This window comes from Pseudonocardia kongjuensis, assembly GCF_039526905.1.
GTDB classification, from domain to species: domain Bacteria; phylum Actinomycetota; class Actinomycetes; order Mycobacteriales; family Pseudonocardiaceae; genus Pseudonocardia; species Pseudonocardia kongjuensis.
On record NZ_BAAAJK010000050.1, the window covers coordinates 21,818 to 36,442 of the forward strand.

General features: G+C 75.3%; 10 protein-coding genes and 1 pseudogene. 8 read left to right on the top strand and 3 right to left on the bottom strand.

The genetic code is table 11. The features are described 5' to 3' along the window. Nucleotides 1-19: 19 nt before the first annotated feature. Both ABD160_RS28735 and ABD160_RS28740 read right to left on the bottom strand, forming a co-directional pair. The gene (locus tag ABD160_RS28735) at nucleotides 20-2,239 is read right to left on the bottom strand and encodes a sensor histidine kinase (protein ID WP_344028318.1); all 2,220 of its coding nucleotides are present in this window, start codon (nucleotides 2,237-2,239) and stop codon (nucleotides 20-22) included. Further along, the gene (locus ABD160_RS28740) at nucleotides 2,220-2,924 is read right to left on the bottom strand and encodes a response regulator (RefSeq protein ID WP_344028428.1); all 705 of its coding nucleotides are present in this window, start codon (nucleotides 2,922-2,924) and stop codon (nucleotides 2,220-2,222) included. Before ABD160_RS28740 ends, ABD160_RS28735 begins: the two co-directional genes overlap by 20 nt. Before the next feature lie 202 nt (nucleotides 2,925-3,126). Here ABD160_RS28740 and efp point away from each other — a divergent pair, with 202 nt between their 5' ends. Together efp and nusB are read left to right on the top strand one after the other, a co-directional pair. Then, a complete protein-coding gene (gene efp, locus ABD160_RS28745; RefSeq protein ID WP_344028320.1) occupies nucleotides 3,127-3,687 on the top strand; it encodes an elongation factor P in 561 nt (186 codons plus the stop codon). A 1-nt stretch (nucleotide 3,688) separates the two neighbouring features. Then, nucleotides 3,689-4,108, top strand: coding sequence for a transcription antitermination factor NusB (gene nusB / locus ABD160_RS28750; RefSeq protein WP_344028323.1), 420 nt, complete (start codon nucleotides 3,689-3,691; stop codon nucleotides 4,106-4,108). A gap of 177 nt (nucleotides 4,109-4,285) precedes the next feature. On the opposite strand, the gene bldD is transcribed toward nusB, so the two are convergent. Beyond that, nucleotides 4,286-4,777, bottom strand: coding sequence for a transcriptional regulator BldD (gene bldD / locus ABD160_RS28755; RefSeq protein WP_344028325.1), 492 nt, complete (start codon nucleotides 4,775-4,777; stop codon nucleotides 4,286-4,288). Between the two features lie 575 nt (nucleotides 4,778-5,352). On the opposite strand from bldD, the gene pyrR reads away from it, so the two are divergent. The 6 genes and pseudogenes from pyrR (at nucleotide 5,353) to pyrF (ending at nucleotide 14,359) form a co-directional block, all read left to right on the top strand. Beyond that, entirely contained in the window at nucleotides 5,353-5,943 is a 591-nt protein-coding gene (gene pyrR / locus ABD160_RS28760; protein WP_344028328.1) for a bifunctional pyr operon transcriptional regulator/uracil phosphoribosyltransferase PyrR, read from the top strand. Next, nucleotides 5,940-6,884 carry an aspartate carbamoyltransferase catalytic subunit gene (locus ABD160_RS28765; protein WP_344028330.1) on the top strand — a complete coding sequence of 315 codons (945 nt, stop codon included), beginning with the start codon at nucleotides 5,940-5,942 and terminating at the stop codon, nucleotides 6,882-6,884. The genes pyrR and ABD160_RS28765 overlap by 4 nt, the downstream gene beginning before the upstream one ends. A 5-nt stretch (nucleotides 6,885-6,889) precedes the next feature. Continuing rightward, nucleotides 6,890-8,182: a dihydroorotase gene (locus tag ABD160_RS28770; protein ID WP_344028334.1), complete on the top strand. Its 1,293-nt coding sequence runs from the start codon at nucleotides 6,890-6,892 to the stop codon at nucleotides 8,180-8,182. Then, nucleotides 8,179-9,324 (top strand): annotated as a pseudogene (carA, locus tag ABD160_RS28775) (glutamine-hydrolyzing carbamoyl-phosphate synthase small subunit); the annotation flags it as partial. The gene ABD160_RS28770 and the pseudogene carA, both read left to right, overlap by 4 nt. 902 nt (nucleotides 9,325-10,226) lie before the next feature. Continuing rightward, nucleotides 10,227-13,523 (top strand): carbamoyl-phosphate synthase large subunit, encoded by a 3,297-nt coding sequence (carB, locus tag ABD160_RS28780; RefSeq protein WP_344028337.1) that lies wholly within the window; start codon nucleotides 10,227-10,229, stop codon nucleotides 13,521-13,523. Beyond that, a complete protein-coding gene (gene pyrF / locus ABD160_RS28785; protein WP_344028340.1) occupies nucleotides 13,520-14,359 on the top strand; it encodes an orotidine-5'-phosphate decarboxylase in 840 nt (279 codons plus the stop codon). Before carB ends, pyrF begins: the two co-directional genes overlap by 4 nt. The last annotated feature ends 266 nt before the right edge of the window (nucleotides 14,360-14,625 follow it).

The window sequence follows — 14,625 nt, forward strand, 5'->3', positions numbered from 1 at the left end:
CTGTCGGTGGCCTCCGACGCTAGGGCCCGGCGCCGTCCGCCCGCGTCGGCGCCGCGGACGAGATCACCGGCCCGCCGGTCTCGTCCCCGGGGACGAGCCGGCCGCGGGGGAGCGTGGCCCGGACCGTCCAGCCCGGGCCGTCCGGCCCGGCGGACAGCTCGCCGCCGAGCAGCGCCACCCGCTCCCGCATGCCGACCAGCCCCAGCCCGGAACCGGCGTCGTCGGGCCGGTGCCCGGGCACCGGGCCGCCGTCGGCGACCTCGACGGTCACCTCCGCGGGACCGTGCCCGATCCGCACCGTGGTGGCCGAGCGGCCGGCGTGCCGGAGCACGTTGGTGAGCGCCTCGGTGACGATCCGCTGGGCGAACAGCTCGGCGTCACCCGGCGGCTCGGCCGGGCTGCCGGTGACCTCGGCGCGCACCGGCAGCCCGGCCTCCCGGGACGGGGCCAGCAGCCGGTCGACGCCGTCCGGGTCGAGGACCAGCCCGTGCGGGTCCGGGGTGGAACCGGCCAGCTCCGGCAGCACCTCGGCGATCCGCCCGCCGGACTCGGCGATGTGCGCGAGCGCCTCGGCCCGCACCGCCGGATCGGCCGCCATCCGGGCCGCCCCGGCCTGCACGGCGATCGCGGACACGTGGTGGGCGACGACGTCGTGCAGCTCGCGGGCCATCCGCAGCCGTTCCCGGCCGACGGCGTCGCGGTCCTCGGCGTCGGCGCGTTCCCGGCGCAGCTGCTCGGTCGCCCGCCGGTGCCTGCCGACCAGCACCCCGGCCAGCCACAACGGGACGACGGCGAGGAACGACAGTGCCGTCGCCGTGCCGGGGCCCAGCCGCTCCCAGGTGCCGAACAGCGCCCCGCCGATCGCGACCAGCGCGGACGAGACGACGGTGGCGGTCCCGGAGCGGAGCACCGGTGCCCGGGTCGCGGCGCCCCACACGAGCAGGCTCCAGCCCATCTCGGCGAACAGGTTGGCCCCGCCCAGGCCGCCCGCCGCGAACGATCCGGCACCCGACACCAGCAGGGCGGGCACCGGGGCGGTCCGCCACCAGGCGATCGCGGCGAACTGCACGGCGACGACGAGCGCGGCGGCCGGATCGGTGAGGGGCAGCCGCAGCAGGCCCAGGAACAGGTCGACCTGGTCGTCGCCGGTCAGCCCGGCCGGCACCGTCGCGAGCAACGCCGCGACGGCGAGGAACGCGCCCAGGGTGAGCAGCCCGGCCCGGTCCGGCAGCGGGGGGACCCGGCCACGGAGCCCACCGGTCGCGCCGGGGCCTCCGAGCACACCCGGACCACCCGGGTCGCTCCGGCCACCGGGCGCTGCGCCCGCGCTGCTGGTCGGCAGCCCGGCGGCGGGGCCGCCGGAGCCCCCGGAGCCCCCGGAGCCCCCGGGGCCCCCGGGGTCGCCGGGGTCGCCGGGGTCGCCGGGTTCGCCGGGTTCGCCGGGTTCGCCGGGGGAGCGCAGCACCCCCAGCACCCGGCGCATCGCGGCGAGCACCGCCCGCGCCTGCCCGCGCAGCTCCCGCAGCTCGGTCTCGGTCACCCCGGCCCGCCCGGGCGTGGCGTCGCCGAACCGGGCCGCCCGGTCGACCAGCCGGTGCAGCCCGGCCAGCACCCCGCTGCCGATCTCCTCGGCGATCCGGGCCCGCTCGGCGTCCAGCGCCGCCGCCCGCCGGTGCCGCCCGGTCTCCCGGCGCTGCTCGGCGGCCCGCCGGGCCGCGGCCCGCGTCCACCGCCCGGTGACCGCCCCGATCAGCACCAGCGCCGCCGCGTTGAGCCCCATCCCGACGACCGCCCCGACCTGCTCGCCGATCTCCTGCGAGGTCGGCAGCCCCCGGGAACGGACGAGTGCGGGGATCGCGAGGGCGACCGGCAGCGGAAGGACCAGCCAGCCTGCGGCCCGGCCGGGCGAGCGCGCGACGGCGAACGCGAGGAACCCCCACCCGAACACGCCGAACGCGCCGACCAGGGTGAGCTGCGCGGCCATCAGGGCGGCCATCAGCAGGTAGGCGCCCCGCGGGCGCTGCCGGCGCAGCAGCATCGTCGCGGCCTGCGCCGCGGCGAGCACCGATCCGACGACGACCGCGACCGCCGGATCGGCCAGCACCCCGCGGACCAGTGGATCGCCGGAGAACAGCGAGACGAGCTCCTGCGCGCCGAGCAGCAGCACCAGCGCCGCCAGCGCGAGGTCGCCGGCCCGGGTCCCGGGCACCGGCTCCGGATCAGCGCTGGCCCGGGTCACCCGCACGTCCCGCGCCGCCGCCGGTGTCCCCGGCGCCGTTCCCGATCAGGCCGTGCTCGTAGGCGAACACCACCAGCTGCACCCGGTCCCGCAGGACCAGCTTGCCGAGCAGGTTGGACACGTGCGTCTTCACCGTCGTCCCGCCGAGCACCAGCCGGTCGGCGATCTCGGCGTTGGACAGGCCGGCCGCGACCAGGGCGAGCACCTCGCGCTCCCGCTCGGTGAGCGTCCCGGCGGGTCCGGTGTCCGGCTCCGCCGGGGCCGGTACGAACGAGCCGACCAGCCGGCGCGTCACCGACGGGGCGAACAGCTCGTGCCCTGCGTGCACGGTGCGCACCGCGACCTGCAGGTCCTCCGGCTCGACGTCCTTCAGCACGAACCCGGACGCGCCGGCCCGCAGCGCGTCGTAGACGTGCCGGTCCAGGTCGAACGTGGTGACCACCAGCACCCGGATCGCCGGGTCGCGCAGCGCCCGGATCCGCCGGGTGCCCTCGATCCCGTCGGTCCCCGGCATCCGGACGTCCATCAGCACGACGTCCGGGCGCAGCGACTCGGCCAGCTCGGCCGCCGCGGCGCCGTCGGTCGCCTCCCCGACGACGTCGATGTCCGGCGCCGCCGCCAGCACCGTCCGCAGCCCGGCCCGGACCACCGCCTGGTCGTCGGCCACCACCACCCGGACCGTCATCCGCACCCCCGTCCGTCCGCGCACCGCCCGCGCACCCGCGAGCTCCACCCGGCATCCTCGCAGGTGGCCCCGGCCGGTATCCTCGTCCGTCAGGTGCGCACCGCCCGCGTGGGTGGGTGCGCCCGGCGCACCGCTCGTCCGGCGTGACTCGCCGCCCGGTGCCGACAGCCAGACCCCGACACCCGATCAGGAGAGCGCGCACGTGGCGACCACGAACGACCTGAAGAACGGCCTGGTGCTGAACCTCGAGGGCCAGCTGTGGACCGTGACGGCGTTCCAGCACGTCAAGCCCGGCAAGGGCGGTGCGTTCGTGCGCACCACGCTGAAGAACGTGATGTCCGGCAAGGTCGTCGACAAGACCTTCAACGCCGGCACCAAGGTCGACACCGCGACCGTGGACCGCCGCGACATGACCTACCTGTACCGCGACGGCGCCGACTTCGTGTTCATGGACAGCGACACCTTCGACCAGATCCCGATCTCGGAGAAGGCCGTCGGCGACGCCGCGCGGTACCTGCTGGAGAACGCCTCCGCCCAGGTGTCGCTGCACGAGGGCGAGCCGCTGTTCGTCGAGCTGCCCACCTCGGTGGAGCTCGTCATCTCGCACACCGACCCGGGCCTGCAGGGCGACCGCTCGACCGGCGGCACCAAGCCGGCGACCCTGGAGACCGGCGCCGAGATCCAGGTGCCGCTGTTCCTGGAGAGCGGCACCCGGGTCAAGGTCGACACCCGGGACGGCCGCTACCTCGGCCGCGTGAGCTGAGGTGCGCGCACGCACCAAGGCCCGTAAACGGGCCCTGGACATCCTGTTCGAGGCCGAGGCGCGCGCCGAGGCGCCGCTGGAGGTGCTCGCCGCCCGCCGGGAGACCGACGACGCGCCCCCGGTGCAGGAGTACGCCGGGAAGCTGGTGGAGGGCGTCGCCACCCACCTGGAGCGGATCGACCAGCTGATCGCCGAGCACGCCGAGGGCTGGAGCGTCGACCGGATGCCCGCCGTCGACCGCGGGCTGCTCCGGATCGGCGTCTACGAGCTGCTGTGGGTGGACGACGTCGACGACCCGGTGGCGATCACCGAGGCCGTCGAGCTGGCCCGCACGCTGTCCACCGACGACTCGCCGCGCTACGTCAACGGCGTGCTCGGCCAGATCTCCGACATCGCCGAGCACCTGCGCGCCACGCTGTAGGACCCCGCGCACGACGACGGCCCGCATCCCCTCTCCGCGAGGGGGTGCGGGCCGTCGTCGTGCGAGGTACCGGTCGGTGGCGGCCGGGGGGACTGTGCTGAGACCCCCGGCCGCCACCGCCGGGCCGTACACCGGACGCGCCGCCCTTCCCCTGGGGCGCGACCGGTGCGGACCCGATCATCCCACCTGGCCGCCCGGGCGTGCCTCGGGAGGTAGCACACCCCACTCGATGAGCTGGTCGGTCAGCTCACCGGGCGACATGTCGTAGATGATCGCCAGCGAGCGGAGGTCCTCGGCGCGGATCGAGAGGACCTTGCCGTTGTAGTCGCCGCGCTGGCTCTGGATGGCCGCCGCGTAGCGGGCCAGCGGGCCCACCTTGTCCGCGGGCAGCTGCTGCAGCCGCTCCAGGTTGATCACGATCTTGGTGGCCGGCTCGCTGCCGGACGGGATGCGTCCCTCGGGGAGCAGCTCGGCCACCGGCACCCCGTAGAAGTCGGCCAGCTCGGCCAGCTTCTGCACGGTGACCGCACGGTCGCCGCGCTCGTAGGAGCCCACGACGACCGCCTTCCAGCGTCCGCCGGACTTCTGCTCGACGCCGTGCAGCGACAGCCCCTGCTGCTGCCTGATCGCCCGGAGCTTCCCCCCGAGCGCCTTGGCGTAGTCGCCCATCGATCCCCTCGTTCCTGACGGTGGCGTGCCGGCGGCGGACGGGTCGGTCACCGGCGGTGCGCCGGACCCCGCCCCGCCGTAGCCCCTGTGGGTGGTCCCCGGTCTCCGGCGGTGAGCCCGGTGCCGCGTGGCGCGTCCGGATCCGGTGTCCGTCGCGCGCCCTGCGACACTGCTGCACGTTCCCTGTTTGATACGGAGAGTAATCTTCCGGGTCGGGTCCGGCGCGGTCAAGTTCGACCCCCTGCTCGGGGGGTTGACGAGCGGTTTCCCACACGAACGGGGCAGTCCGTGTCCCTCGTCAGCGGTAGCGGTGGGTGCCGGGGCACGGGGTGGACCACACCTCCCGGGGCCCCCGCATGGGCAGAATCGGGTATCGCATGACGACCGCCGCGGACGACCACGGCCACTGCGGATCGTCACCGGACCGTGACCTCGATCGGGTGGTGGGGGTGTGGCCCGGCTCGCCCTGTGACGCGCTGCGGCCGGGCCGCGGTGCCCCGGCGCCGGTTGCTAGGTTGGTGCGGCAACACCGTCCTTTAAGACCCGTCCGGTGAGGCGGGGAAGGAGCACACCTCGTGGCGCAGAACCGCCGCGGGGACGTCGGTGCGCAGGATCCCGGCCGGGAACTGCTCAGCGCCGCCGACGTCACCCGCACCATCGCGCGCATCGCGCACCAGATCATCGAGAAGACCGCCTTCGGCCCGGACAGCCCGGACGATCTCGTCCTGCTCGGCGTCCCGACCCGGGGTGTCCACCTGGCGCACCGGCTGGCCGCGGCGATCGCCGAGTTCACCGGCGTCGCCCCCGCGGTCGGGTCGGTGGACGCCACCCTCTACCGCGACGACCTGCGCCGCGGCCCGGCCCGCGCGCTGGAGTCCACCGCCGTCCCCGAGGGCGGGGTGGACGACAAGCTCGTCGTGCTCGTCGACGACGTGCTGATGTCCGGCCGCACCACCCGCGCCGCACTGGACGCGCTGCGCGACGAGGGCCGCCCGCGGATCGTGCAGCTCGCCGTCCTGGTCGACCGCGGGCACCGGGAGCTGCCGATCCGCGCCGACTACGTCGGCAAGAACGTGCCGACCTCGCGCTCGGAGCAGATCCTGCTCTCGCTCACCGAGATCGACGCCCGGGACGGCGTCTGGATCACCCAGGAGGAGCCCTCGTGAGGCACCTGCTCTCGGTCGCCGATCTCGACGCCAGCGAGGCGACGGCGCTGCTGGACACCGCCGACCGGCTGCGCCAGGCGCTACTCGGCCGCGAGGTCCGCAAGCTGCCGACGCTGCGCGGCCGGACGGTCATCACGATGTTCTACGAGAACTCCACCCGCACCCGGGTGTCGTTCGAGATCGCCGGCAAGTGGATGAGCGCGGACACGGTGAACGTCGCCGCGTCCGGCTCGTCGGTGTCGAAGGGCGAGTCGCTGCGCGACACCGCGCTGACGCTGTCCTCGATGGGCGCCGACTGCGTGGTCGTCCGGCACCCGGCCTCCGGTGCGGCGCACCGGCTGGCGCAGTGGGTGGACGCGTCCCGGGAGGCGACCGGCACCCCGACCGCGATCGTGAACGCCGGGGACGGCACGCACGAGCACCCCACCCAGGCGCTGCTCGACGCGGCGACGCTGCGGGACCGGCTCGGCGGGATCGCCGGACGGCGGATCGTGATCGTCGGCGACGTCCTGCACTCGCGGGTGGCCCGGTCCAACGTGCTGCTGCTGGCCACCCTGGGCGCCGAGGTGGTGCTGGTGGCGCCGCCGACGCTGCTGCCCGCCGGGGTCGAGCAGTGGCCGTGCCGGGTCGCGCACGGCCTGGACGCCGAGCTGCCGGCGGCCGACGCGGTGATGATGCTGCGGGTGCAGGCCGAGCGGATGCACGGCGGGTTCTTCCCGTCCGCCCGCGAGTACGCGATCGGCTACGGCCTCTCCGCGGACCGGGCCGCGCTGCTCGCCGGGCACGCCGTGGTGCTGCACCCGGGCCCGATGGTGCGCGGCATGGAGATCGCACCCGCGGTCGCCGACGCGCCGAACTCCGCCGTCCTGCAGCAGGTGCGCACCGGTGTGCACGTGCGGATGGCCGTCCTCTACCACCTTCTCGCCGGAGCACCGGAGTGAACAGCATGACCGACCTCCTGATCACCGACGCCCGGCCCTACGGCGGCGACCCGACCGACCTGCTGGTCACCGACGGCGTCGTGACCGCCATCGGCACCGGCCTGGACGCCCCGGAGGACGTCGAGGTGCTCGACGCCGGCGGCGCGGTCCTGCTGCCCGGCTTCGTCGACCTGCACGTGCACCTGCGCGAGCCCGGCGGCGAGGAGTCGGAGACGATCGAGACCGGCAGCCACGCCGCCGCACTGGGCGGGTTCACCGCCGTGTTCGCGATGCCGAACACCGACCCGGTCGCCGACTCCGACGTCGTCGTCGAGCACGTGTGGCGGCGCGGCGCCGAGATCGGCCTGGTCGACGTGCACCCGGTCGGCGCGGTCACCGTCGGGCTCGGCGGCGAGCGCCTCGCCGAGCTGGGCACGATGGCGAACTCCCGGGCCGCCGTCCGGATGTTCTCCGACGACGGCCGCTGCGTGAACGACCCGCTGATCATGCGCCGCGCGCTGGAGTACGCCTCGGCGCTGGACGCGGTCGTCGCCCAGCACGCCGAGGACCACCGGCTCACCGTCGGCGCGCAGGCGCACGAGGGCGCGGTCGCGGCCCGGCTCGGCCTGACCGGCTGGCCCGCGACGGCCGAGGAGACCATCGTCGCCCGGGACTGCGCGCTGGCCCGCGAGGCCCGCGCCCGGCTGCACGTCTGCCACATCTCGACCGCCCGCACGATCGACGTGCTGCGCGCGGCGAAGGCGCAGGGCGTGCAGGTGTCGGCCGAGGTGACCCCGCACCACCTGCTGCTCACCGACGGCCGGCTGACCGGCTACGACCCGGTGAACAAGGTGAACCCGCCGCTGCGCACCGCGGAGGACACCCGCGCGATGCGCGAGGCGCTGGCCGAGGGCGTGATCGACGTCGTCGCCACCGACCACGCGCCGCACGCCGCGCAGTACAAGGACACCGAGTGGCAGGCCGCCAAACCGGGCATGCTGGGCCTGCAGACGGCGCTGTCGGTGCTGATCGAGACGATGGTCGAGCCGGGCCTGCTGGACTGGCACGGCGTGGCGCGGGTGCTCTCCGAGCGCCCGGCCGAGATCGGCAGGCTGGCCGACCAGGGCAGGCCGATCGCCGAGGGCGAGCCGGCGACGTTCGCGCTCGTCGACCCGGACGCGGTCTGGACGGTCCGCGGCGCGAACCTGGCGAGCAAGGCGGCGAACACGCCGTACGAGGGAATGCGGCTGCCCGGTGCGGTGGTCGCGACGGTCCTGCGTGGCCGGATCACCGCGCGGGACGGGAAGGTTCAGGCATGACGAGCACGGGCAGCGCACGGAGCACGCGGGACGGTGGCGGCGGGGACGGTAGCGCCCTGCTGGTCCTCGAGGACGGCCGGATCTTCCGCGGCGAGTCCTACGGTGCGACCGGCCAGAGCCTCGGCGAGGCCGTGTTCACCACCGGGATGACCGGCTACCAGGAGACCCTGACCGACCCGTCGTACCACCGGCAGATCGTGCTGCAGACCGCACCGCAGATCGGCAACACCGGCTGGAACGACGAGGACGACGAGTCGGCCCGCATCCAGGTCGCGGGCTACGTGGTCCGCGACCCGTCCCGGCGGCCGTCGAACTGGCGGGCGACCGGATCGCTGGAGGACGCGCTGCGCGCCCAGGGCGTCGTCGGGATCGCCGGGATCGACACCCGGGCCGCGGTGCGGCACCTGCGCGAGCGGGGCGCGATGCGCGCCGGGGTCTTCTCCGGCGACGCGCTGGCCGACGACGACGAGCTCGTCGACCGGGTCCGGCAGAGCCCGCAGATGGAGGGCGCCGACCTCTACGGCGCCGTCACCACCGCCGAGCCCTACGTGGTGCCCGCGGTGGGGGAGCGCCGGTTCGTCGTCGCCGCGCTGGACGTCGGGATCAAGTACAACACCCCGCGGATGATGGCGGCCCGCGGCATCGAGGTGCACGTGCTGCCCGCGTCCAGCACGATCGAGGAGATCGAGTCGCTGCGCCCGGACGGGTTCTTCGTCGCGAACGGCCCCGGGGACCCGGCGACCGCCGACGGGCCGGTCGCACTCACCCGGCAGGTGCTCCAGCGGCGGATCCCGCTGTTCGGCATCTGCTTCGGCAACCAGATCCTGGGCCGCGCGCTCGGCCGGGACACCTACAAGCTGCGCTACGGGCACCGCGGCATCAACATCCCGGTGATCGAGCACGCCACCGGCCGGGTCGCGATCACCTCGCAGAACCACGGCTTCGCCGTCGCCGGCGAGGCGGGCGAGGAGTTCGACACCCCCTACGGCCGCGCCGCGATCACCCACACCTGCCCGAACGACGGCTGCGTGGAGGGCATGGCCGGGATCGACTTCCCGGCGTTCTCGGTGCAGTACCACCCGGAGGCGGCGGCCGGCCCGCACGACGCGGCCGACCTGTTCGACCGGTTCGCCCAGCTCATGACCGACAACCCGGTCGGCTACGCCGGTGTCGCCGCGCGCCGCCCGGACGGCGCCGAGCCGGTGCCGTACCCGGCCCCGGACGACCTCCCGGATCAGCACGACCATGCGGACCGGGACGCCCTGCCGGACCGGGACGACCTGCCGGACCCGGCGGCCGGCGGCCCCGCGCCGGATCCCGATCCGGCCACCGGCGCCGTGTCCGGTCCCGCCCACGGCACCGGCGGCGACCCGGTCACCGGCGCCGTGTCCGGGGCCGCCACCGGCGAGCCCGGTGCGGCCGGCGGCGCCGTCCCCCGGCCCGTCCGGCAGGCACCGGCGCAGACCGCGCAGCCGTCCCCGGTGGCACCGCCGTCGGCGACGGCGGGCCCCTCGGTCGACCTGAACCCGGACCGCGCCGCCGGCCCGGGCGGTGTCGATCAGGCCGGCCCGGCCGGTGTCGATCGGGCCGGCCCGGGCGGTGTCGATCAGGCCGGCCCGGCCGGTGTCGATCAGGCCGGCCCGGCCGGTGTCGATCGGGCCGGCCCGGCCGGTGTCGACCCGGCCGGCCCGGCTGACGACCCCGCATCGACCACCCGGCTGCCGGTCACCCCGCCCGGCGGCGCCCCGGCGGCCGGCCGGACCGGTGGCGCCCCCGTGTCCGGCCCGGCCGACGAGCCGCCGACCAGCAGGCTGCCCACCGTGCCGGGCCCCGGCACGCCGGACCCGCTGACCGCGCCGTTCTCCGACATCGAGAACGCGCTGCGCCGCGAGGGCGGTGCACCCGGCGGCCCGGCCGCGCCGCACACCCCCGAGCGCGACGCCGATCCGGTGACCGGCCGGTCCGGCCCGGTCGACGACCGACCCTGGCCACCACCCCCGGCCGGAAGCGCCGACGCCGAGCAGGCCCGGCAGGAGGAGAACTGATGCCCCGCCGCGACGACATCGACCACGTGATGGTGATCGGCTCCGGGCCGATCGTCATCGGCCAGGCCTGCGAGTTCGACTACTCCGGGACCCAGGCGTGCCGGGTGCTGCAGGCCGAGGGCATCCGCGTCTCGCTGGTCAACTCCAACCCGGCGACGATCATGACCGACCCGGAGTTCGCCGACGCCACCTACGTCGAGCCGATCACCCCGGAGTTCGTCGAGAAGGTGATCGCCACGGAGCGGCCGGACGCGATCCTCGCCACCCTCGGCGGCCAGACCGCGCTGAACACCGCGATCGCGCTGCACGAGAACGGCGTGCTGGAGCGCTACGGCGTCGAGCTGATCGGCGCCGACGTCGAGGCGATCCAGCGCGGCGAGGACCGGCTCAAGTTCAAGGACATCGTCACCTCGATCGGCGGCGACGTCCCGCGCTCGCGGGTCTGCCACTCGATGGAGGAGGTCCGCGAGGCCGCCGCCGAGCTCGGTCTGCCGGTGGTCATCCGGCCGTCGTTCACGATGGGCGGGCTCGGCTCCGGCCTGGCGCACTCGGCCGAGGAGCTGGAGCGGCTGGCCGGCGCCGGGCTCGCCGCGTCCCCGGTCACCGAGGTGCTGATCGAGGAGTCCGTGCTCGGCTGGAAGGAGTACGAGCTCGAGCTGATGCGCGACCACCGCGACAACGTGGTCGTCGTCTGCTCGATCGAGAACCTCGACCCGATGGGCGTGCACACCGGCGACTCGATCACCGTCGCGCCGGCGATGACCCTGACCGACCGCGAGTACCAGCACATGCGCGACGTCGGGATCGCCGTGCTGCGCGCGGTCGGCGTCGACACCGGCGGCTGCAACATCCAGTTCGCGGTGCACCCCGAGACCGGCCGGCTCGTCGTGATCGAGATGAACCCGCGGGTCTCCCGGTCCAGCGCGCTCGCCTCCAAGGCCACCGGCTTCCCGATCGCCAAGATCGCCGCCCGGCTCGCGGTCGGCTACACCCTCGACGAGATCCGCAACGACATCACCGGCGAGACGATCGCCGCGTTCGAGCCGACGCTCGACTACGTCGCGGTCAAGATCCCGCGGTTCGCGTTCGAGAAGTTCCCGGGCGCCGATCCGGAGCTGACCACGACCATGAAGTCGGTCGGTGAGGCGATGGCGCTGGGCCGGTCGTTCGCGGAGGCGCTGGGCAAGGCGATGCGCTCGATGGAGCGCGCCCGGGCCGGCTTCTGGACCGCGCCCGACCCGGAGGGCGAGCCCGAGTACACCGTCCCGGTGGACGGCCGCATCTACGAGCTGGAGCGGGCGCTGCGGACCGGTCAGAGCGTGACCGACGTCGCCAAGAACTCCGGCGTCGATCCGTGGTTCGTCGACCAGATCGCGCTGCTCGGCGAGCTGCGCGCGGAGATCGAGGCCGCCCCGGTGCTCGACGCCGCGCTGCTGCGCCGGGCCAAGCGGCACGGCCTGTCCGACCGCCAGCTCGCCGCCGTGCGGCCGGAGTTCGCCGGCGAGGACGGCGTCCGCTCGCTGCGGCACCGGCTCGGGATCCGGCCGGTCTACAAGACCGTCGACACCTGCGCCGCCGAGTTCGCCGCGAGGACGCCGTACCACTACTCGGCCTACGAGACCGACCCGTCCGCCGAGTCCGAGATCGCCCCGCAGACGGCGAAGGAGAAGGTCCTGATCCTCGGCTCCGGGCCGAACCGGATCGGGCAGGGCATCGAGTTCGACTACTCCTGCGTGCACGCCGTGATGGCGCTGCGGGCCGCCGGCTACGAGACCGTCATGGTCAACTGCAACCCGGAGACGGTGTCCACCGACTACGACACCGCCGACCGCCTGTACTTCGAGCCGCTCACCTTCGAGGACGTGCTGGAGGTCGTGCACGCCGAGCAGGCCTCCGGCACCGTCGCGGGCGTCATCGTGCAGCTCGGCGGGCAGACGCCGCTGGGCCTGGCGCAGCGGCTCACCGAGGCCGGGGTGCCGGTCGTCGGGACCTCCGCGGCGGCGATCGACCTCGCCGAGGACCGCGGCGCGTTCGGCGAGGTGCTGCGCAAGGCGGGCCTGCCGGCCCCCGAGTTCGGCATGGCGACCAGCTTCGAGGGGGCCCGGGAGATCGCCGCCCGGATCGGCTACCCGGTGCTGGTGCGGCCGTCCTACGTGCTCGGCGGGCGCGGCATGGAGATCGTCTACGACGAGGCGACGCTGGCCGGCTACATCGCCCGCGCCACCACCATCTCGCCGGACCGCCCGGTGCTCGTCGACCGCTTCCTCGACGACGCCATCGAGATCGACGTCGACGCCCTCTGCGACGGCGACGAGGTCTACCTCGGCGGCGTGATGGAGCACATCGAGGAGGCCGGGGTGCACTCCGGGGACTCGTCGTGCACGCTGCCGCCGATCACCCTGGGCAGCTCGGTGCTGGCCAAGGTGCGCGAGGCGACCGCCGGGATCGCGCACGGCGTCGGCGTCCGCGGCCTGCTCAACGTGCAGTACGCGCTGCACGGCGACGTGCTCTACGTGCTGGAGGCCAACCCGCGGGCGTCCCGGACGGTGCCGTTCGTGTCCAAGGCCACCTCGGTCCCGCTGGCCAAGGCGGCCGCCCGGATCATGCTCGGCGCCACCATCGCCGAGCTGCGGGCGGAGGGCCTGCTCCCGGCCGAGGGCGACGGCGGCGCGCTGCCCGCCGACTCGCCGGTCGCGGTGAAGGAGGCGGTGCTGCCGTTCAACCGGTTCCGCAACACCGCGGGCCAGGGCGTCGATCCGCTGCTCGGCCCGGAGATGAAGTCCACCGGTGAGGTCATGGGCTTCGACTCCGCGTTCGGCCCGGCGTTCGCGAAGTCGCAGGCCGCGGCCTACGGCTCGCTGCCCGTGTCGGGCACCGTGTTCGTGTCCATCGCCGACCGGGACAAGCGGGCGATGGTGTTCCCGGTGCGCCGCCTGGCCGACATCGGGTTCCAGGTGCTGGCCACCGAGGGGACGGCGGAGATGCTGCGCCGCAACGGGATCACCGTCACCGTGGTGCGCAAGCACTCGTCCGGTTCGTCGCCGGAGAACCCGACCATCGTGGACACGATCCTGGCCGGCGAGGTCGACCTGATCGTCAACACGCCGGTCGGGAACCCGGGCCCCCGGGTGGACGGCTACGAGATCCGGGCCGCCGCGGTGTCCCGCGGCGTCCCGTGCATCACCACGGTGCAGGGGGCGGCGGCCGCCGTGCAGGGCATCGAGGCGCTCGCCTCCGGCGGGCTGGGCGTCCGGTCACTGCAGCAGGCGCACGCGGCGCTGCGGTCCGGCTCGTGACCGGGTTCGGTGCGCGGCTGGCCGGCGCGGTCGCCGCGCACGGCCCGCTGTGCGCCGGGATCGACCCGCACCCGGCGCTGCTCGCGCAGTGGGGCCTCACCGACGACGCCGACGGATTGGCCCGGTTCGCCGACGCCTGCCTGGACGGGTTCGCCGGTGCGGTCGCCGTCGTGAAGCCGCAGTCGGCGTTCTTCGAGCGGCACGGCGCGGCCGGCGTCGCCGTCCTGGAGCGGCTGCTGGCCGGGTTCGCGCAGACCCCCACGCTGACCCTGCTTGACGCCAAGCGCGGCGACATCGGGTCCACGATGGACGGCTACGCCGACGCCTACCTGCGGATCGGCGCCCCGCTCGGCGCCGACGCGCTCACCGTGTCGCCGTACCTGGGCTTCGACTCGCTGGAACCGGCCCTGGTGGCCGCCGCCGAGGCCGGACGCGGGCTGTTCGTGCTGGCCAGGACGTCCAACCCGGAGGGCGCGACGGTGCAGCTGGCCGCGCTGGACGGGCGCAGCGTCGCCCAGGCGGTCGTCGACGCCGCCGCGGCCCGCAACGCCGGTGCGCCGGCCGGCGCCGGGGACGTCGGCGTCGTCGTCGGCGGGACCCGTGAGCACGGCCTCGACCTGGCCGCGCTGAACGGGCCGGTGCTGGTGCCCGGGCTCGGCGCGCAGGGCGCCGGCCCGGCCGACGTCGTCTCCTCCCGGTTCGCCGGGACGGCCGGTCCGGTGCTGCCCGCCGCGGCCCGGTCGGTGCTCGCCGCGGGGCCCGCCCCGGCCGCCCTGCGCAGCGCCGCGCTGGCGCTGGGGGAGGAGCTCGCCTCGGCCCGCGCCGGATCGCACTGAGCCCCCCGGGCGGGCCCGTTCCGCACCGGCACACCGCCGGCCGGACCTGCTGCGCGACACCCTGACCCGTCGCAGTGCGGGACCGGGCCGGATGTGCTGCCCCGGTCGGTGGACGGCCGGTCGGCGTACGCCGACCGGCCCGTCCGGCACGCCCGGTGACCGTCGGCGCAACCGGGCGGCGACTGGGCGCGTCCGTGCCCGCGCCGGACCGCACGCCGGGGGTGACCGGTGCGCCGACCCGCCGTCCGGGCGAGCCCGGCGGCGGA

Excerpts from the sequence above, each read along its gene's own strand:
- ABD160_RS28770 (WP_344028334.1), top strand. The coding sequence starts at position 6,890 with ATGACCGACCTCCTGATCACCGACGCCCGGCCCTACGGCGGCGACCCG.
- carB (WP_344028337.1), top strand. The coding sequence starts at position 10,227 with ATGCCCCGCCGCGACGACATCGACCACGTGATGGTGATCGGCTCCGGG.
- bldD (WP_344028325.1), bottom strand. The coding sequence starts at position 4,777 with ATGGGCGACTACGCCAAGGCGCTCGGGGGGAAGCTCCGGGCGATCAGG.
- ABD160_RS28740 (WP_344028428.1), bottom strand. The coding sequence starts at position 2,924 with ATGACGGTCCGGGTGGTGGTGGCCGACGACCAGGCGGTGGTCCGGGCC.